Annotated in this window: 1 protein-coding gene; it reads left to right on the forward strand. The window is 67.7% G+C overall.

Annotated features, from left to right (window positions below):
- Nucleotides 1-101 precede the first annotated feature (101 nt).
- The gene (locus tag ACLMAL_RS28035; protein WP_412001825.1) at nt 102-21,995 is read left to right on the forward strand and encodes an SDR family NAD(P)-dependent oxidoreductase; all 21,894 of its coding nucleotides are present in this window, start codon (nt 102-104) and stop codon (nt 21,993-21,995) included.
- Nucleotides 21,996-22,044: the final 49 nt, after the last annotated feature.

A 22,044-nucleotide genomic window follows, 5' to 3' on the forward strand; every position in this document is an offset into this window, starting at 1 on the left:
CTTGAGCTACTTTTGTGCACACTCCTAGTGATTGACGCCGATCCGGGGTCGTCGTATGTTCCTCGTCACAACTCCCGGTGTGATTGTGGTTGGCGGCACAAATGGCGGATGACGGGTATGGCCTACGGGTCTTGCTGACGCGGGCACTACGCCGGATTCAGGAGTTGGAGGCGCAGCGGCACACGCACGAACCGATCGCCGTCGTGGGGATCGGCTGCCGGTTTCCCGGCGGTGCAGACAATCCGGACAACTACTGGGACCTGCTGATCTCGGGGCGCGACGCCATCGTCGAGGTCCCGGCGGACCGGTGGCCGATCACCGATCCGGCACCGCAGAGCGGACTGCGCCGGGCCGGTTTGCTCGACGCGCCGATCGACGCGATCGACACCGAATTCTTCGGAATCGCGCCGCGGGAGGCCGCCGCGATGGATCCGCAGCAACGTCTTGTGCTCGAAGTTGCCTGGGAGGCAATGGAAGACGCTGCGCTACTGCCCGAAAGTGCGGCCTCGACGAGAACCGGCGTCTTCTTGGGCGTCAGTTGGCAGGAGTATCAGCGGACCATCACGCCGGACTGGGTGCGGTCGGTCGACGCACACACGCTCACCGGAACGATGTCGAGCGTCGTCGCGGGACGGGTGGCTTATCTGCTCGGCTTGCGCGGTCCCGTCGTCGCTCTCGACACGGCCTGCTCGTCGTCGCTGGTCGCCGTGCACCAAGCGTGTCGCAGCCTGCGGTCGGGGGAGTGCGACGTCGCGTTGGCCGGTGGGGTGAATCTGCTGCAGTCCGAGCTGACTTCGGCGGCGTTGTCGCGGATGGGCGCGTTGTCGGCCGACGGCCGGTGCCGACCATTCGACGCACGAGCGAACGGGTATGTACGCGGCGAAGGCGCGGGCGTGATCGTGCTCAAACGGCTGTCGCGCGCGATCGCGGACGGCGACGAGATTCGTGCGCTCGTTCGAGGCTCGAGCGTGAACCACGATGGTCGGTCGATGGGGCTGACCGCGCCGAATCCCGTGGCACAGCGGGAGTTGCTGCGCGCGGCACTCGCCGACGCGGGTTGTGACGCGGCGCAGATCGGCTATGTGGAGACCCATGGAACGGGAACCCCACTCGGAGATCCGATCGAAATCGAAGCGTTGTCAGAGGTTCTGGGTGCGCCGCGGTCCGACGAGTCGGTGTGCTTGCTCGGCTCGGTGAAGTCGCAGATCGGGCATCTGGAAGCGGCCGCGGGGATCGCGGGACTGATCAAGACGGTGCTGCTGTTGCAGCGGGGACAGATCCTGCGCCAGCGCGAATTCGACACGTTGAATCCGCGAATCGCGCTCGACGGCACGGCATTGGCGGTGCCGACGCGCGATGTCGAATGGCCGGAGGCGGACCGGCCGCGGTTGGCCGGAGTGAGTTCGTTCGGGTTCGCTGGGACCAACGCGCACGTGGTGCTCGAGGCGGCCGCCGCGTCCACCGAAAGCGTAACGGTCCCTGAAATGCCTGCGGTGCTGGCCCTTTCGGCGCGGTCCGAAGCGGCCCTCGAGGCACTCTCCGCGCGGTACGGCTCGGCATTGGCACGCACGAAGCTGCCGTTCGCCGACATCGGCGCCACCGCGGCGCTCGGGCGAACACACTTCGCGCACCGGCGTGCGATCGTCGCATCGACCTCGGCCGAGGCGGCGAGCCGGCTCGCGGCGCCGCAACACCGTGTGGGGTTGCCGCAAGAGCGGAATCCGCGGGTCGCCATGCTGTTCACGGGCCAGGGAGCGCAGTACGCGGGCATGGGAGCGGCGCTGTACGAGCGTCACCCGGTATTCCGGGCGGCACTGGATCGCTGTGACGACATCCTCGGTGTGCTGCCTGGTGGTCTGCGGCTGCGGGCGCTGCTATTCGACGTGAGCGACGAGGTGCTCACGCGCACCGAATACGCCCAACCGGCGCTCTTCGCGGTCGAGTGGGCGTGCGTCGAACTATGGGCCGCGTGGGGGGTCCGCCCGGATGTGGTGCTCGGGCACAGTCTCGGCGAGCTGGTGGCGGCGACGGTCGCCGGAGTACTCGACCCCGAGGAAGGGTTGCGGTTGGCGGCCGAGCGGGGACGGCTGATGCAGGCCGTGTCGCAACAGGGCGCAATGGCCGCAGTGTTCGGCGCGCAGGCCGAGTTCGCGGATCTGCTCGCTGAACTCGCACCGAGCCTGGCGGTGGCGGCCCTCAACGGGCCGCGGCAGTTCGTTGTCTCCGGCACGGAGGCCGCGGTGCGGCGAGTTCGAGAGTTGGCTGCCGAGCGTGCCATTCGTGCCATCTCGTTGCCCGGCTCGACAGCGTTCCATTCGCCATTGCTGGACCCGATTCTCGACGACTTCGAAGCGAAGGCGGCCGAGCTGGTGGCAGAGCCATCCCGGATCACCTCGATCCCGCTGGTGTCGAATGTGACCGGGCAGTTGCTCGAGGTCGCGGCGATGAATGCCGGGTATTGGCGCGAACATGCCCGCGGGACAGTGCGTTTCGCGGAGGGGATGCGGACGGTGGCAGACTTCGATGTGGACGCGTATCTCGAAGTGGGGCCGCATCCGGTGCTGCTGGACTTCGGGAGACAAGTGGATCCCGAGGCGATGCGGCTGCCGAGCCTGCGCCGCTCCTCGTCCGACGACACGACGATCCTTACCAGCCTCGGCGAGATCTACTGTGCTGGAGCGGATGTCAACTGGACAGCGGTGGTGCCGGTGCCGGCACGGCGACGCAACGGACTGCCGACCTACCCGTTCGCGCGGGAGCGTCAAGCGCCGCCGCTGAGTGCTGATGCGCAGGTGGACACCGGGTACCTCGCCGAACATCGGTTCCAGGATCGGTCGGTGGTACCTGCGGCATATCTGGCATGGGCAGCACTGCGAGCCGCCGGCGCGGATTGTGAACTTGTCGATTTCGTTGTCGCACGTCCGGTTCCGTTGGACCAGCTCGCCGCGCCGGTGGTCGACGCGGCTGATGATCGCATCGATATCAGGTTCTGCGTCGAACCCGGAAGGGCGGCTGCTGTTTCCGCGTCGGCGGTGCGCTGGGAACGGACCCGCCCAGGGGACACGACCGACCTCGCCGCGGCCGAGCACAGCGACGCCGCGGAATGGGATGTCGCCGAGTTCTATCGGAACTGCACCGAGGCAGGCCTGACGTTCGGCCCCCGGTTTCGGTGGATCGAACAGCTGCGTGCTGGTGGTGACTTCATGCTGGCCAAGCTGTCTCGCCCCGCAGAGCTGGCCGATGAACCGCAGGCGCTGCTGCCGTACCTGCTCGACGCTGCCGTGCAAACCGGGCTCGCGTTGGTGACCTGGCAGGGGGACACCGGGCAATTGCCGGTCGGTATCGGCAGATTGCGCGTGCACCGCACGGACGAGGTCGAGACGGCGTGGGCGCTAGCGACGCGCACCGGCCGAACGAATCGAATCCGGGTCTTCGATGACGACGGCGACCTCATCTGCGATATCGAAGATGTGTGGTACGCGAAGACGAGATTCGGCCGATCGGCGCACGAGCAGGTCGTCATGCCGGACCTGGTTCACCTCTCGGCCTGGGAGCGGACGGTGGCCGAACCCGGTGTGGTCGCGCCGAATTCGTGGCTGGTCATCGGGATCGGTGAGCAGCCCGATCGGTTGGCCGAGGCACTTCGCAAGGCGGGTCACCCGGCTGTCCGGATCGACCGGACGGCCGACCGGACCGCCATCGCCGGAATGCTCGGCGAGGCCGGTCGGGCGGTTGTCTATCTCGGTGACGCCGAGGCAGACGACAGCGCGATTGCGGCGCGTGTCGAAACCGAGCTCGCTGTCGAAGTCGTGCAGTCCCTGGCCCGTATTGCGCACGACGGCCCCCTGTACCTGGTCACTACTGCTGGCGTCGCCGTAACGCCGGGCGAGCGAGTGCGTCCGGCGGCCGCCGCGCTGTGCGCATTCGGGGCTGTGGTGCGCACCGAACTTCCGGAGCTGCGTTGCCGTCTGATCGATCTGCCGGATCGCGCTCGATCCGATGACCGCAGGCTCGTCGCGGAACTCCGCACCGCTGCCGTCGATCCCACGATTGCGCTGCGGGGACGAGATCGTTATGCCCCACGTTCGGTGGCGCCCGGCGACTCAGCGGGGCTGAACGATCCTGACACCACGCACCGCGCTGACGGGCTTCGTGCGCCACGCCTGCCGGAGTTCAGCGGTGCGATGGAACTCGACAGGGCCGCAGCCTATTTGATCACCGGCGGGTTGGGGGCGTTGGGTCTGCTCGCGGCGCGCACACTTGCCGAGGCCGGCGCTGGAACGGTGGTGCTGGCCGGCAGACATGGTCCGAATGCGCAAGCTGCAGCGGCGATTGCGGGCATCTCAGTGCTCGGAGCTCGGGTCGAGACCGTGCAGGTCGACGTCGCCGATCGAGATGCACTGTCCACATTGATCTCCCGATTCGGTGACCGGCTGCCTCGATTGGCAGGGGTTGTGCACTGCGCTGGAGCACTGGATGACGCGCTGTTGATCGAGCAATCCCCTGAGCGGGTGCGTCGGGTGTTCGCGGGCAAGGCGGACGGTGCCTGGAATCTGCACGAGCTGACCGCTGCCCATGCGCTCGACCTTTTCGTGCTGTTCTCCTCGGCCAGCGCCACCGTTGGCGTCGCAGGTCAAGGAAACTACGCGGCCGCGAACGCGTACCTCGATGCACTCGCCCGCGTTCGGATTGCCGGTGGCATGGCCGCCCTGAGCATCCAATGGGGACCATGGGCAGACACCGGCATGGCGCGCGGCCTGAACGCGGCGGCCCGACGCGCCTGGGAGCGCCACGGCGTCGCACAGCTCGACGTCGAGGACGGGGTCCGAACCCTGAAGTCGCTGTTGGCTGTTGACGGCGTCGTCGCCGTCTACCCGCCTGCCCTTGCCACCCGATCAATTGTGGCCACGCAACCGGCTTCTGCCGCGTACCCCCCGGTGACGGACTTCCTGGCCACGGTCCGCGCCCACGCCACCACCGCGCTGGGCCGCAAGACTCCGGTCGCCGACCGCACCCCCCTGCGTGAGTTCGGACTGGATTCGATGATCGCAGTGGAACTTCGGAACACGTTGTCATCGGAACTCGGGGTCCGGCTACCCGCCACGCTGCTCTTCGACCACCCGACCGTTGCCGCCGTGGCAGACGAGATTGCCCGACTCGAAGCCGAACAGACCGTGCCACGCGCAGCGGGCAAAGCAGTGCGCGAACCCGACCACCAGACGACCTTTGCCGCAACCGATGAAGCCGAGCTCGCCGCGGCGACACATGAACCCGACCGCGCTACGGCCCCGACCTTCGCCGGAGCCGAACGGGTCACTGCCTCTGCTCGGCCAGAAGAGGACGGGCGGCCCGAGGTCGAGGGTCGGCAGGTCCAGGATGTCGCCGGATCGAGTGAGTACGACGATGCGATCGCAATTATCGGGATGGGATGCCGGTACCCGGGTGGGGTCCGGAGCCCCGGCGATCTATGGCGGCTGGTGTCGGAGGAAACCGATGCCGTTACCGAGGTTCCGGGGGATCGGTGGGACGTCGAGGCGTACTTCGATGCGGATCCGGATGTCGAGGGGAAGACGTATACCCGGTGGGGCGGGTTCGTCGACGGTGTCGAAGAGTTCGATGCGGGGTTCTTCGATATTTCGATCGGCGAGGCAAGGATGCTCGATCCGCAACAGCGGTTGCTACTCGAAACATCTTGGGAGGCATTGGAACACGCGGGGTATTCGGCGGACCGGCTGACCGGGAGCCGCACCGGTGTCTTCGTCGGCGTGATGTCGACCGACTATGCCGAACGGATGGCGCGGGCCGGCGTGGCGCCGAATGCGTGGTTCGGCACGGGGAATCTGGCGAGTATCGCTTCGGGTCGGTTGTCGTATTTCCTCGGTGTCAATGGTCCGAGCCTGACCATTGACACCGCGTGCTCCTCGTCGTTGGTGACGGTGCATTTGGCGATGCAGAGTCTGCGGCGCGGGGAATCCGATCTGGCACTCGCCTGCGGCGCGACCGTGGTTCTGACACCCTCGCTGGACATCTATTTTGCGCGGGCGCGCGGGCTGGCCGCGGACGGTCGGTGTAAGAGCTTCGACGCCCGCGCCGACGGTGTGGTGTGGAGCGATGGTGCGGGAACGCTGGTGCTCAAACGATTGTCGGACGCCCGCCGCGATGGGGATCGAGTACTTGCCCTGGTGCGGGGTTCGGCGGTCAATTCCGATGGCCGCAGCCAGGGTTTGAGCGCGCCGAACGGTCCCGCACAGGAAAAGGTGATCCGCGCGGCGCTCGCGGACGCGACGCTGACGGCATCCGACATCGACTATGTCGAGACGCACGGGACGGGAACGGCGCTCGGCGATCCGATCGAAGTGAACGCACTCGCCTCGGCACTGACCAGCGAACGGCCCGACAGCACACCGCTGTTGATCGGCTCGGTGAAATCGAATTTCGGGCACACGCAGGCCGCGGCCGGGATCGCCAACATCATCAAGGTGGTCGAGTCCATGCGGCACGACCGGATCCCCCCGTCCCTGCATTTCCGATCCGGGAATCCGCACATCGACTGGGACGACATCGGTGTGCGAGTCGTCGCGAAGGAGCGAGCGTGGCCGCGTTCGGCACGGCCACGTCGGGCGGGAGTGAGCGCGTTCGGCATCAGCGGCACGAATGCGCATGTCGTCCTCGAAGAGGCCCCCGTTTCGCCACACACCGACACCCTCGACCACACCCGCGGGCACCTGCTGGCCCTGTCCGCGAAGAGTGCGGACGGATTGCGTGAACTGGCCGGTCGATATCGGGATCTGCTGATCGCAGATCCCGATACGAGACTCCACGACCTCTGTGCCTGCGCGAATACCGGCCGCACGCATTTCGCCGCGCGAGTGGCGATCATTGTCGACACCACCGCACAACTGCGTGCGGCCCTCGAGCAGGTGGCTACCGGGAGCAGCGCCGCAGGCACAGTTGCGGACCGAGCCACCGGCTCCGGCGAACTGTCGACAATGGCTCGCCGGTACGTCGAGGGTGCCGATATCGATTGGCATGCAGTGCATTCCGACCGAACATGGCGACGAATCGAACTGCCGACCTATCCGTTCCAGCGCAAGCGTCATTGGCTCGACCTCACGCCCACACGGCCGGCCGGCGACGATCCGCGTGAGCAGCCGGTCGGCAAGTTGTCGACCAGCGTGCTCGCGGTCGAGCCGGAGATGTTCAGCGGGCACCAGCTGCACGGCGCGCCCACGGTGCCAGCCGCGTGGATGGTCGCGCAACTCGCCCGGATCGCGGCCGAGCTGCCCGGGGCCGATCGCTGGGAGATCACCCATGTGCGGCTGACATCGCCGCTCACGGTCCCGTCCGTTGGCACGGTCGAGATCCGAATCGAGGCTGTGGCAGCCGGATACGAGGTGCGCTTCGTCAGTACCTCCGGCATCGAACCCGAGTCGAATCCTTTCGCTCGGGCGGCGCTACATGCGGCTGCCCGCCATCGGGAACCGGCTCCGAGTGGGTCATGGCTGCGGCAAGCTGCCAGAAGACCTCTCCACCATGTCCCACTCGACGACCGGGACGCCAGATATGGCGCGGCATGGGCTGCGTATTACGGCCGGGTGGCGGAGTGGGGGCTGTGGTTGAGCGAGGACTACCGGTGTGCTGCCGAGTTTCGGCGGATCAGCGCGACCGAATCGGAAACCTCGCTGTGGGCCTCTGCGAGTGAGTCGGTGTCGTTGGATCCGGTTCTGCTCGACGCCTGTTTGCACAGCATCGTGCTGACCGCCGATCCTGACACGCTATATCTGCCTGTTTCGATCGATCGAATTACATTGTCCGACAGTGAATGTGCGGCCGGTGACCTGGTGCGCTGCCGTGTTCGCGTAACCGATCGCGGTGCACGAGTGATCGTCGGTGACGCGACGCTGATCGACAGCGACGGCGGCACGATTGCGACAATCGGAGGAGCGTGCCTCATTGCGGCGGGGAGCGCCGCGGCAGCACGGGATGCCGTAGGTCCACGGGACGCTGAAGCCCTGAGGGGTACCGCAGCCCTAGGGCACGCCGAAAGCCTGAGGGATACCGAAGGCCCAGGAGATGCCGAAGCCCTGCGGAACGCGACAGCCCCAAGGGGCGCGCCAACAGTCCTGCGCGGAGAGACCGCTGGTCCTGAGTATGCAACAGTCCCTTGGGGTGCGCGAACTCCAGCCCTGCGCGTAGAAACCGCTGGTCCCGAGCATGCGGCAGCCCGCATCGAGCGGCTGTTCCATCGTCTCCAGTGGACACCGATCGCTATCGGCGAACAACTCCCCGTCGGCAAGGGCGCCGCAGATCGATGGCTGGTGTTCAGTGACGGACCGACGGGGGACGCAGTCGCCGCCGGGCTGTCGGCGCGAAATATCGAGATCAGCGTGCTGCGTCCGGAAGATGTTCTCGGCGAGAGGTTGTCGATCGAGCCCGGCGAGGGGAACTTCGCGGCGCTCCTCTCCGGCCCACCGTTGGGTGGCATCGTCTACGCGTGGACCACCGGTTCCGCGGCGGACCGGGTCGGCACAGTACTGCGGCTCGCCCGCGCGCTGGACGGTGCCGACCGTGTGCCGTCCACGCTGTGGCTGCTCACGGTGGGTGCTCAACGCGTCTCCGGCGCCGACCGCCCCGACCCGGAGCAGGCCATGATGTGGGGGCTGGGCCGAACTCTTGCCACCGAGCATCCTGAATTCGATTGTCGCCTGGTCGATTTGGAGGCGGCAGGCGCGGTCGACACGGCGCTGGTGACAGCCGGCTTCGTCGCCGGGATCGAAGACCGTGAACTCGCCGTCCGCGACGGCCGGTGGCATGCCGCTCACCTGACGGACGGAGTGCTGGATTCGGATGTGGCGGACAACTTCCACCTGGTGGCCCACCGATCCGGTGACCTGGGCCGATTGCGCTGGGATTCGACCGCCCGTCGCGCGCCGGCGCCGGGCGAGGTGGAAATCGCGGTCGAGGCCACCGGTCTGAACCCGCGTGACCTATGGCTGGCGTTGGGCACTCACCCGGACGCTCCCGCGCCGCTCGGCCTGGATTGCTCGGGTCGCGTGACCGCGCTGGGCGCGGGCGTCACCAAGTTCCGCGTCGGTGACCGTGTGGTGGCGTTGGCGAGTGGCAGTTTCGCGCGCTACGTCACGGTGGACCACCGGCTGGTGGCGCCGCTGCCTGCGCGGATGACATTCACCGAGGGCGCCACCATTCCGGCCGCATTCGTTACCGCGTGGTACGGGCTCTTCGAGGTGGCGGGTGTGCGGATGGGTGAGCATGTCCTGGTGCACGCTCCCGCGAACGGAATCGGCATGGCCGCCGTGCAGTTGGCCGGGTGGGCGGGGGCGCACGTGCTCGGCACGGTCGCCCTCAGCCGATGGGCGGCAGGCGTCGGACTCGATATCCCGCAGGTCGACACCTGGCGCACGCACGGTGTGGGCGATCAACTCCACGCGCTCACCGACGGCCGAGGTGTCGATGTCGTATTCAATGCGATCGCGGGCGAGTTCACCGCAAGTGCCGCAAAAATCGTCGGCTCACATGGACGATTCATTGATATTGATGATCCGGGCCAGTCCCGACGCGAGGACGGGGCACAGGCCGGGCGCGGCATCGACTACCGAGTGGTCGATCCGAATTCGGCCGATCCAGAACGTCTGGGCACGATCTTGCGCACGGTGCTGGAACTGTTCGACAACGGTACGTTGGCTGTCCGGGACCAACCGGCGGTGTACGAGGCGGACGACGCGCAGACCGCGTTCCGTTCCTTGTGGCGACACCACCATTCTGGTCCTATTACGTTGCAAAGCAAGACTACTCGTGCAACGGCGAACGGCATCCGAACGGTCGCCGGCACCGGCACTTACTTGGTCACGGGCGGATTCGGAGGACTCGGCGCGGCAGCGGCCCGGTGGCTCGCCGCACGCGGGGCACGCACAGTGCTGTTGGTCGGCAGGCGCGGACCGGATGACGCGGGCGATCGGCTCGTGGCTTCGCTGCGGGCCGACGGTCTTCACGTGGTGACTCGTCAGGTCGACGTCGTGGATCGGGCAGCGGTGGCGGAATTGCTCGCCGGGTTCGAGGAATCGGGGTTGCCGCCGCTGCGGGGTGTGGTCCATTGCGCGGGCGTGCTCGATGACGGCGTTGTCACCGAATTGTCCTGGCGTCGCTTCCAGGCGGTCCTCGGCCCGAAATACCTTGCGGCCCAGCATCTGGACGAGCTGACGCGCGGCATGGAGCTGGATCTGTTCATCACCTACTCGTCGGTCGCGGGGTGGCTGGGCACTCCGGGGCAGGCGAACTATGCCGCCGCCAATGCGGCGCTCGACGCCTTGGCCTGGCGGCGGCGTGCCGACGGGCTGTCCGCGCTGAGCATTGTGTGGGGACCTTTTGCCGATGTCGGGATGGCGGCAGGGCGGCCCGAACTCACCCAACGCCTGGACCGGCGCGGGCTGTCGCCGCTGCGGGTGGCGGACGCTGCCGCGGCACTGGACCGATTGCTGTCGGTCGACAGTCCTTGTGCAGGCGTCTTCGATTTCTCGGCCGATCGTTGGTACACCGCCTATCCGGCTCGCGTTTCGGTCGCGGCGGCGAAACGGGAGTCGATCCCTGACATGCGACCTATCGATGCTGGTGCGACTACGGGGCAGGTGAACGTGCAGCATCCTTCGGAAAGTGCGGCTACACAGCGAGATACGGGCCGTTGGGTAGCGCTCGTAGAGCGCATCGCGATGCGTGTGCTGGATCGGACCGCCGAACTCGATCCGGATCTGCCGTTGCACGACATCGGCGTCGACTCGCTGACCGGGATGGAGTTGCGTGCCGCACTGGCCACCGAGATCGGTGCACCCCTGCCCGCCGGACTCGTTTTCGACTACCCGACCGTGCGCGACATAGCGAAGTTGTTGCAGCGCAAGGGTACTGACGTCAAACTCGACCATTCGAACGGCGCGAGCCAAGTCGCTCACTCGGACCTCGACCAACCGGAGATCGACTACCGGTTCGAGGGGGTGGGGACCGCCGTTCGGCACGAACGAGACGCCGACAACGTCACGCACATCGGTGGCGAGGACGACGATCCGATCGTCATCGTGGGCATGGCCTGCCGGTTCCCGGGCGGCGTGCGTACCCCGGAGGAGTTCTGGGAGCTGCTGTGGGCGGGCCGGGACGCGATCACCGAGGTCCCGCCGCAGCGCTGGGACATCGACGCCTTCTACGACCCGGACCCCGCCGCTCTCGGCGCGATGTACACCCGATGGGGTGGATTCGTTGACGGCGCCGACGAATTCGATCCCGCTTTCTTCGGCATCGGCGCGGCCGAGGCAAGGGCTATGGATCCGCAGCAGCGCCTGCTATTGGAAACGAGCTGGGAGGCGTTGGAGCGGTCCGGGCGGGCGCCGGGGAGTTTGGCGGGCAGCCGGACCGGAGTCTTCGTCGGTATGTGTTTCAGTGAGTATCCCGGAACGGCCACGCAGGCAACAGATCCGGCGTCGATCGGCGCTTACTCCGTGATCGGTTCGGCGCCGAGCGTCGCGGCCGGCCGGGTGGCCTACGCGCTCGGGTTGCAGGGTCCCGCGGTCACGCTCGACACGGCATGCTCCTCGTCGCTGGTCGCCGTGCAGTCGGCGTGGGACGGCCTGCGGGCGGGGCGCTGCGATCTGGCGCTGGTGAGTGGGGTCAATCTGCAGCTGGCACCGGAAACCACGATCGGGTTCTGCCGTCTGGCGTCGCTATCGCCGGACGGCCGGTCGCGGGCGTTCGACGCCGACGCCGACGGCTATGTCCGCGCGGACGGTTGCGGTGTGCTGGTACTGACACGACTATCCGCGGCCCGCGAGCACGGCGACCGGGTGCTCGCGGTGGTGCGCGGTATTGGGGTGAATCACGATGGCAGGTCCAACGGGCTCACCGCACCCAACGGCCCGGCCCAGCAGCGGGTCATCCGGGATGCCTTGGGGCAAGCGGGAATCCGGCCGGGCGAAGTCGACTACGTGGAAGCTCACGGTACCGGCACACCGTTGGGCGATCCGATCGAGGCGGCGGCACTTGCCGAGGTCTACGGCGAGCACCGCACCGTGCCGCTGCTCATCGGCTCCGTCAAAACGAATATCGGGCACACCGAAGGGGCGGCCGGTGTCGCCGGTGTGATCAAGGCCGTCCTGATGGTGCAGCACGCGATGATTCCGCCGAGCCTGCATTTCCACACGCCCAATCCGCTCATCGATTGGTCGGGGCTACCGCTGGAGGTTGTGCGGGAGCCGCGAGCGTGGCCCCAGACCGGCCGCCGTCGCACGGTCGGTGTCAGCTCGTTCGGCATGAGCGGGACCAATGCACACCTCATTCTGCAACAGGCCACACCGGAACCCGTTCGTCGTCACATCGCTTCGGCACCACAGGTGCTGGTCGTCTCAGCGCGTGACGACGCCGCACTGATCGAGTCGGCGAATGGCTGGGCGGACTGTTTGAGTGGGACCGTCGGCGAGCTCGCCGATTTCGCCTACACCTCCGCTACCGGGCGTACCCACTTCGAGGAGCGCCTGGCTGTGGTCGCGGCAACGGCGGATACCGCCGCCGCTCGATTGCGCGCTGCGGCAGCGGATGCGCGGTCGGTGCTGCGAGGCCGGGTCGAGCGCGCCTCGGCCGCACCGAAGATCGCAGTGCTGTTCACCGGGCAGGGATCCCAGTATCCGGGCATGGCCAGGGGATTGTTCGAGACCGAACCGGTGTTCCGGCGGACATTGCAACACTGCGACGACGTGCTGGGGCCGATCAGCGACGGAATGGGGCTGCTCGATGCCTTGTACGGTGACCGTGCGTCCGCAGACACGCTCGCCCGTACGGTATTCACCCAGCCTGCGCTGTTCGCCGTGGAGTGGGCGCTGTGGGAGCTGTGGCGTGACTGGGGGATTGTGCCCGCCGCAGTGCTGGGCCACAGTGTCGGAGAGTATGTGGCCGCATGCGCGGCCGAGGCGATGCGGGTAGACGATGCGCTGCGCTTGATCGCCGTGCGCGGCAGGCTGATGCAAAGCCTGCCGGATGGTGGCGGAATGCTGGCGGTCGAGGCCGATTCGGCGGCGCTCGCCCCGGCACTCGAACGCTATGCGCCCGCGGCGGCGATCGCCGGATTCAACAGTCCGGCTCAGGTCGTGGTCGCCGGGCCGCGCAGCACGCTCGGATTGCTGCAGGATGATTTGGCAGCGGCAGGAATTCGCGCAACTGCCCTGACTGTGTCGCATGCGTTCCATTCACCTCTGATGGACCCGATTCTCGATGATCTGGCCGAAGCCGCACGGCGCACCGTGCTGCGGGATCCCGCGATCCCGATGATCTCGAATGTCACCGGTGCCCCCGTGCGTGCCGGCGAGCTCACGGCTGAGTACTGGGCGCGACAGGCTCGACAGCCGGTTCGCTTCGTGCAGGGGATGCGGGCCCTGACCGAACTCGGGATCGGCACCTTCCTCGAAATTGGTCCGCAACCAACGCTTTCGGCGCTCGGCAGTCGCGCGATCGAGGGTCCCGCGAGGTTTGTCGCGGCATTGCGGCGCGGCCGCGACGACCGAGAGATGACAGCGGATGCGCTGGCGCAGCTGTACGTCGGCGGCGTCGCCATCGATTGGGAACGCGTGCACCGGCCGCATGCGCCACGACGGGTCCTCGCCCCGACCTACCCCTTCCAGCGGCAGCGGTACTGGGTCGACCAGCCACGCAAGCCCATGGCGCCGAGTCCGAACGAGCCGGACGCGGCCGCGCACCGACTCGGAGATGATCTTCATCGACCGACTGCCGCCACGTCTACTGCAGCAGTACACACGCCGCTTCCGTATCTTCCGCGCCGTCTCGACTTGCCCGGCGACGTCACGCATTTCGCTATGACCCTTGCGCCGGTCGCACCACGCTATCTGTCCGATCACGTGGTCGATCATGACGTGGTGGTTCCCGCCGCGTGGTTCGTCGCGACCATCGTGGCGACGACACGGGAGGTGACCGGTGCCGAGGTCGTCACGATCGAAGATCTCGTGATCGCCAGCGGTCTGATGCTGACGGCGGACCATCTCGTTCAGCTACGTTTCGCGCCGCAGATCGCCGGTTTCATCGTGGAGGTCGCGAGCCGCGTGGGGGACGGCTGGCACACCCACGCTCGTGCGCAGGTGTCCACGGGCGCTATCCGAACCACTGTCGAGTTCACCGTCACCGATCTGTTGAATCGTTGCACCGCAGCGCAATCCGCCGACGACTTCTACCGGATGCTCGCCGTCGCCGGTCTGCACTACGGTCCGGCGTTCCAGCGTGTCGTCGAGGTTCGGACCGGTGATCGAGAAGCTGTGGTCAGGATGTCGGATCCCGACGCCGACCCCGACGCCGACCTGCTGCAACCAGTCCTACTCGATGCGGCCTTCCAGGCAACCTATGCCGCGATGGCGCCGCAGGCGGGGACGCACACCTGGGTGCCCATGGCCATCGACCGGGTGAGCGTTCCGGCCGTCGGCGGGCGAATCCGATACGGCCATGTGCGTGTTCTCGAGCAGACGCCGCAGCTGTGTGTCGCCGACGTTCTGCTGCTCGATGAGGAGGGTGCTCCCGTGCTGATCGCCGACGGTCTGCGAGTGGTGCAGACGGCCACCGACCGCTCTGACGCCCGACCCGCAGTCCAGCTGTCGCCGACCACCCACGGCGAGGCAGCCCTTCAGGATGTCTACCGCATGGCTTGGCGGGATGCCGGGCCGGTCACAGAAGTCGCTGCTGCGGGCCGCTGGCTCGTCGTCGGCACCGTGGGCGGCCCCGGCGACGCGGTCGCGGCCGGTCTGCGGGCATCGGGCGCACACTGCGCAGTAGCGCGGCCCGGCCCCGGATTCGGGTTCCTCGCGGACGACGAGTTCGAAGTGGACCTCGGCATCCCGGCGGCGGTGCGGGCCTTGCTCGGCGCGGCAAGCGACGGGCGAACGCCGCTGCGCGGCATTGTCTACACGACGCCGGTGTCGGCCGCCGATGACATGACGCCGGACCGGGCTCAGCAGGCAGTCCTCGGCGCACTGCACCTGGTGCAGGCAGCGGCCGTGAGCGGTGAACCGGCACTGTGGCTGCTCACCCGCAACGGCCAGCAGGTGGATGCAGCCGATCGGGTCGCGCCGGATCAGTCCGCACTGTGGGGCTTTGCCCGCAGTGCTCACCTCGAGCAGCACGAAATCGGTTGCCGAATAATCGATCTCGATGATCGATCGGCAGCAGATGCGGAAGCTGTTGTTGCCGAGCTGCTCTCGACCACACCTCGTCGACAACTCGCGCTGCGCGGCGGAAAGCGGCTGCTGCCGCGACTTGTTCCCGCCCAGCGATCCCGGCCGGAGCCGGGACGGAACGGTTTCGACAGCGCGGCCACCACGCAGACGGTGCTGAGCACCGAGGGGACGGTGCTGATCACCGGGGGGCTCGGCGGAATCGGCCGGACCCTGGCCCGCTGGTTCGTCGACCGCGGCACCCGAAGCCTGGTCCTGGCCGGGCGCAATGCCCCGGACGCCATGGCACTCCAGCTGATCACCGAGCTCAGAGAACGTGGCGCGCATATCGAGATCCGCACTCTCGACGTGGCCGATCGTGCTGCGGTAGCGGCCACCCTGGACTGGATCGACCGTGAACTCGCACCGCTGGCCGGGGTTGTTCACCTGGCGGGTGTCCTCGATGACGGGGTGATCGTCGAGCAGTCCGCGACCCGAATGGGCCGCGTTCTCGCGCCGAAATTGCACGGCGCCTGGCATCTGCACGACCTGACCGCACCACGCGCACTGCGGTTTTTCCTGCTGTTCTCCTCGGCGTCCGCGGTGGTCGGCCTGCCCGGCCAGTCGAGCTACAGTGCGGCCAACGCGTTCCTGGACGGATTGGCCGAGCTGCGCTGCGCCGCTGGCCTACCCGCACTGTCGATCGCCTGGGGACCCTGGGCCGGAACAGGCATGGTGGACCGGCTCGGCGCCGGCGATGTGCAACGCCTCGCCCGCCGCGGCTACTACCTGCTCTCCGAGCGCCGTGCACTCGAAATCCTTTCGCACACTATGGATTCGGAGAGTGGCGCCCTGATGGCACTGCCGCTCGACCTGCCCGCCCTGCGCCGGTCCGGTGTTGAGGTGCCCGAGGTGCTGGCGGGCCTCGCCGCCGGCGGCACACTGCCGCCGGCCCCGACTTCCGTCGCGGTGGAGCGCAGGGTCATCCACGATCGGACCGGATTCGACGCCGAGATGGCGGCGCTGGTCCGGCACTGTATCGGCCTGGCTCCCGACGCCGACCTCGATCGTCCACTGCACGAACTCGGCCTGGATTCGGTCGCGGCCATCGAGATCCGGGACGAGCTGTCTCGCGCCGTCGGGCACCGCCTGCCCGCCACGCTGGCATTCGAATATCCGACCCCGCGTGCGGTCATCGACCTGCTCGTGCAGCTGGGAACGGCTGTGCAAGAGCCGGTTTCGCGGCGGGACGGGGTATCTGCCGTATACCCGATCGCACCGGTGGGTGTGTCGGCACGGGATTCGGTTGTGCAGCAGTACGAAGTGTCCGCGGAACGTGCCGCCCATTACTCGTCGGCTGCCCAGGATGAGCCAGGGCGCACCTCGGTTGCGCTGCGGGGTGAGTTGTCCGCGAGCGGGTTCGTTCGCAGTTCGCCCGGATCTGTGAACACACCAGCTCATGAAGCGGTGTCGCGACAGCATGAGGTCTCCGCGCCGAGCCCGGCCGATACGGAGGCGCTACGGATCACCGGTCTCGCGCCGGCCAGGCGGGAGCGCTCGGACGAGGGCGTCGGGGATATCGCCATTGTGGGTGTGAGCGGTCGGTATCCGGGAGCGGACGGATTGGAAGAGTACTGGCGGGTCTTGCTGGAGGGGCGCGACTGCATTACCGAGATTCCGCGGGAGCGGTGGGATCACTCGCGATACTTCGTTCCGGATCGGCACAACCCGTATACCTCCTACACCAAGTGGGGCGGGTTCCTCGACGATGTCGATTGTTTCGATCCGCTGTTCTTCGCGATCTCGCCGCGTGAGGCGGAGGTGATGGATCCGCAGGAACGACTGTTTCTGCAGACAGCTTGGTCCGCTTTGGAAGACGCGGGACATACGAGGGCCGATCTGGCGCGGCGTGGATTGCGCCCCGAAGAGGCCGGGGTATTCGTCGGCATCATGTGGGGCACTTACCAGATGTTCGGCGCGGAGGAGTCGCGGCTGGGACGCGGCACGTTGCCCGCTTCGACTTTCTGGAGTGTCGCCAATCGGGTGTCGCACGCGCTCGATTTCCAGGGGCCGAGCATGGCGGTGGACACGGCGTGTTCCTCCTCGCTGACCGCGCTGCATCTAGCCTGTCAGAGCTTGCGCACCGGGGAGTGCCGGATGGCCGTGGTCGGCGGGGTCAACCTGTCGCTGCACCCGTACAAGTTCGTGGCGTTGAGCCAGGGGCAGTTCGCCTCCACCGACGGGCGCTGCCGATCCTTCGGGGCGGGCGGCGACGGATATGTGGCCGGAGAGGGGGTCGGCGCGCTCGTGCTGCGGCCGCTGGCCGACGCCGAGGCAGACGGCGACACCATCCACGCGGTCATCAAGGGCACCGCGGTGAACCATGGCGGCCGGGTGAACGGCTTCACGGTGCCCAACCCGACGGTGCAGGCGGCAGTGATCCGTTCGGCGCTACGCACCGGCGACGTCGATCCGGATTCGGTGTCCTACATCGAGGCACACGGCACCGGAACCGCACTCGGCGACCCCATCGAAATTGCCGGCCTGTCCAAGGTATTCGGCGGAACCGAGCGGGCCGAGCTGCCCATCGGCTCGGTGAAGTCCAACGTCGGGCATCTGGAGGCCGCGGCAGGTGTGGCGGCACTGACCAAAGTGCTGCTCCAACTGCGCCACGAGACCATCGTGCCCTCACTGCACGCGACGCCGGCCAACCCGAACATCGACTTCGCGAGCACTCGGTTCCGAATTCCCGAGCGACCGCTGCCGTGGCCGTCCGGTGGTCCTGGGCAGCCGCGCCGGGCGACGATCAGCTCATTCGGCGCCGGAGGATCCAATGCGAATGTCGTGCTCGAAGAATACGTGGACCAGCGCCCGGTCACCCGATGGGTCGACGATCAGATCGTGCCCGTGTCGGCGCGGGATGCAGATCGTCTCACCGAATACGTTGCGGCACTGGATCGTTTCCTCACCACCCAACGGCCGAACCTGGCCGATCTTGCGCACACAATGCAGGTCGGCAGGCTGGCGGGCAGCGCGCGAACCGCGTTCATAGCGCGCGATCTGGACGAACTCCGGGCAGCGGTTCGTACCTGGGTCGAAGACGCGCCCGGCGCGCGCGGTTCAGCGCGAGCGGCCGCCGATCAGCGCATCGCGAACTGGCTCAACGGTGCCGAGATCGATTGGGAGACCGTGTGCAACAACGAATCCCATCGTCAGATCCCGCTACCGACCTATCCGTTCGCCCGCGAACGCTACTGGATTCCCGACGTCGTGGACCGAAACGATGGTCCGACAGCGGACGACGCAACCCCCTCCGCGGCGCCGGCAGCAAGCGTTGCCGATCTCGGAACCACCGTCGATGCCGGAACGCGTGCCAGGAATGGGCAGGCCCGCAGCGCCACCTTCGAAACCATCCCCACCGGGGCGGAAGCGGTTGCCGTGCGCGCGGAACGGCGTGCACTCGTTCCCGTGTGGCGGCCCACGGAACCCGGCCGCGGTGATATACGCGACCGCCTGCCGCTGGTCTTGTACGACTCCCGGACACCCGCATCCTTCGTCGAGGCACTGCGGGCAACACTCGGGGAGCGGCGCCTGATCCGGGTCACCGATGCCCCACGAGACGGTGACCTCGACCGTACCGACTTCGCAGCGGGCGCCCAACTCGGTCGTGCACTGCTGGCTCGGTACTCGGACACCGACAGCGTGATCGATCTCTGCGATCTCGCCCCGTTGCCCTCCGGTCACCGACCGACTGCTGATCTCGGCCGAATGGGCTTGTACCAGGGCGTGATCGACGGCCGTTCGCGTGCCCTGTTACTGCTGCATGTGGCGGCGGGCACCCCGGGCACAGACGGGCCGGAGTGCACGCCGCTCGCCGGACTGGTCGCGGCTCTCGCCGATGAGATCGGCGATGTACACACCCGCAGTGTGCATCTGGTCGCCCACCGCGGCGCCGTCTGCGCCGATCCGCACTCGCTGATCGAGATCCTCGGCGCGGAGTGCGCGTCCGTGGGTGACGAAGCCCCGCGCGTGCAGTACCAGGGCGGGCGACGTTCGACCGTCGGGCTCGAACCGGTGGCACCGCGCAGCGGACTCGTCGTCGATCCCGCCCGCACCTATGTCGTGACCGGCGGAACCCGCGGCCTCGGTGCGGAATTCGCGGCCATGCTCGTGGAGCGCGGCGCCCGCAGGCTGGCCATTCTAGGACGGGAGGCGCTGCCGCCCGAATCCGAATGGCCAGGACTGGCCGACTCGGACGGGCCGCACGCGGCCAAGGTGCGGCGGCTGTCCGCGCTGCGCGACCGAGGTATCGCGATACGCACCTACTTCGGCGACCTCACCGATGAGGCGGCATTGACCCATTTCGTTGCCGAGGTCCGGCGTGAGCTCGGCCCGATCGGCGGCGTATTGCACTGCGCGGGCGCTGTTTCCGTGGACAGTCCCGCCTTCGTCCGCAAGACCGCGCCCGCGGTGGCAGACGTTCTGGCGCCGAAGATCGCCGGAACGGCGGTGCTCGCCGCGGTGCTCGCCGCTGATCGACCGGACTTCTTCGTGCTGTTCTCCTCGGTCTCGGCCGTCCTGCCCGGTCTCGCAGTCGGGTTGTCCGACTACGCGATGGCCAACGCACACCTGGACCGCTTTGCCGAGGCCCAGCACGCCAACGGCCGCACGTGGTTCCGTTCGATCGAGTGGCCGTCTTTCCGCGGCACCGGGTTCGGTGCGGTGACGACGTCGGCCTATCGGTCGACCGAATTGCCGACGATGACGGCAGCGGAGGGCTTCGATCTCCTGGACGGCATCCTCGGCCTGCCCGACGCACCGGTCGTCCTGCCCTATCACGGTGCGCCACTGCAGCTCTCGCTCCACCGGTCGAAGCGCAACGCGGTCTCCGGTCCGGCCGTGGCTACGCCTGCCGTGGCTACGCCTGCCGTCGATGCGGGCGCACATGGCGGATCGAGTCGGGCCTATCGGGAGTTGCTGCGAATCTTCTCCGATGAGCTGAAGCTCGCGCCCGCCCGTTTCGAGGGGCACAAGCGTTTCGACGAGTACGGCGCCGACTCCGTACTCATCGCTTCCGCGGTACGCCGCATCGAGAAGGTGACCGGACAACCTTTCGATCCGGCACTGGTGCTGGAGTACCCAACCCTGGACGCACTGGCCGATCTACTGACCGACCAGCATCCGGATCTGTTCGCCGCCCCATCACATCCGAAGCGGGCGCAACCCCATGGCGATCCAGATCCGCGGGGCGCAGTCGACGGTGGCGCGACCAACGGCGTGGGCCCGCATCGCACCGGCGCACTGCCGGCATCGGGCAACCAGCGTATTGGCTCGGTCGCGCCGATCGCCGTCGTCGGAATCGGCTGCCGCCTGCCGGGCGGTGACGACCCGAACGCGTTCTGGCGCATGCTCGCGGCAGGCGAATCCGGTATCCGCGAGGTCGATCCGGCACGCTGGGATCCCGCGCGGTACTACCACCCGACCGGAGGTCCGGGATCGACCAACAGCAAATGGGGCGGCTTCGTCGACGGCGTCGACCTGTTCGATCCCGGGTTCTTCGGGATCAGTGACGCGCTCGCCTGGCAGATGGACCCCCTGCAGCGGCTGCTGCTGGAAGCATCTGTGCTGGCGACCGCGGATGCCGGCTATCACCGCGACGAGCTCGCGGGCCGCCGGATCGGGGTGTACGCGGGTAGTCGTGCGGCCAACTACTTCGACCGCATTCCGGTCGCTGACCGCCACACCATCGTCGGCATCGGGCAGAACTTCATCGCCGCCCGCATCTCCGACTACTTCGATTGGCATGCGGGCAATCTCATACTGGACAGCGCCTGCTCGTCGTCGCTGGTATCGGTGCACCTGGCCTGCCAGGCGCTGCGCGCAGGCGAACTCGACGCGGCACTGGCCGGTGGCGTCGAGGTGCTGTTGGACGAGGCACCGTTCGTGACCCTGGCCGCAGCCGGTGTGCTGTCGCCGAACGGCCGTTGCGCTACCTTCTCCGAGCACGCCGACGGCTTCGTGCCGGGGGAGGGCGCGGCATTGCTGTTGCTCAAGCGTCTGGACGACGCGGTCCACGACGGAGACCGGATCTACGCGGTGCTGCGCGGCTCGGCGATCGGCAACGACGGGCACACGATGGGCATCACCACACCCAATATGCGCGCGCAGATCGAGGTCATCACCGCCGCCCTCGACACGGCGGGCGTGTCGCCCGACGCGCTGTCGTATATCGAAGCGCACGGCACCGGGACCATGATCGGCGACCCGATCGAACTGAAGGCCTTGGCGACCGTACTCGGCGACCGTTCGCGCGGACCCCAACCGTGTGCGGTCGGCAGCGTGAAAACCAATATCGGCCATCTACTTTCGGCGGCCGGTATTGCCGGCGCGGTGAAAACGATTCTCGCGGTGCACCATGGTGCGCTGCCGCCTTCGCTGCACTGCGAAAACCTCAACCCGCGTTTCGCGTTCGCCGGGTTGCCGCTGTACATCAACCGCGAGCTGCGCCAGTGGCGCACCGACGACGGCAGGCCCCGTGCCGCGGGCGTCAGCTCGTTCGGGTTCGGTGGCACCAATGCCCACCTGATCGTCGAAGAGGCACCTGGGGCGCACCGTCCGGTGCGTAACCCGCTGTCGCCCCCCGTCTTCCGCAAGAGGAGCTTCATGCTGCCGAAAACGGTTCCGAGCACACCGACCGATCCTGGGCCCCGGTTCGTGCTTTCGTCGGTGCCCACCACGGTCGCGCCGACAGTGCCCACCGCGTCGTTCCTACGCGTGGAGCCACTGGTATGAACGAGCGAAGTGAGGGAGTCGTGTGCCGGTGCGCTTCGCGCATGTCGCA

Origin of the sequence: Nocardia sp. CWNU-33, from assembly GCF_046764895.1 — a bacterium.
GTDB lineage: Bacteria > Actinomycetota > Actinomycetes > Mycobacteriales > Mycobacteriaceae > Nocardia.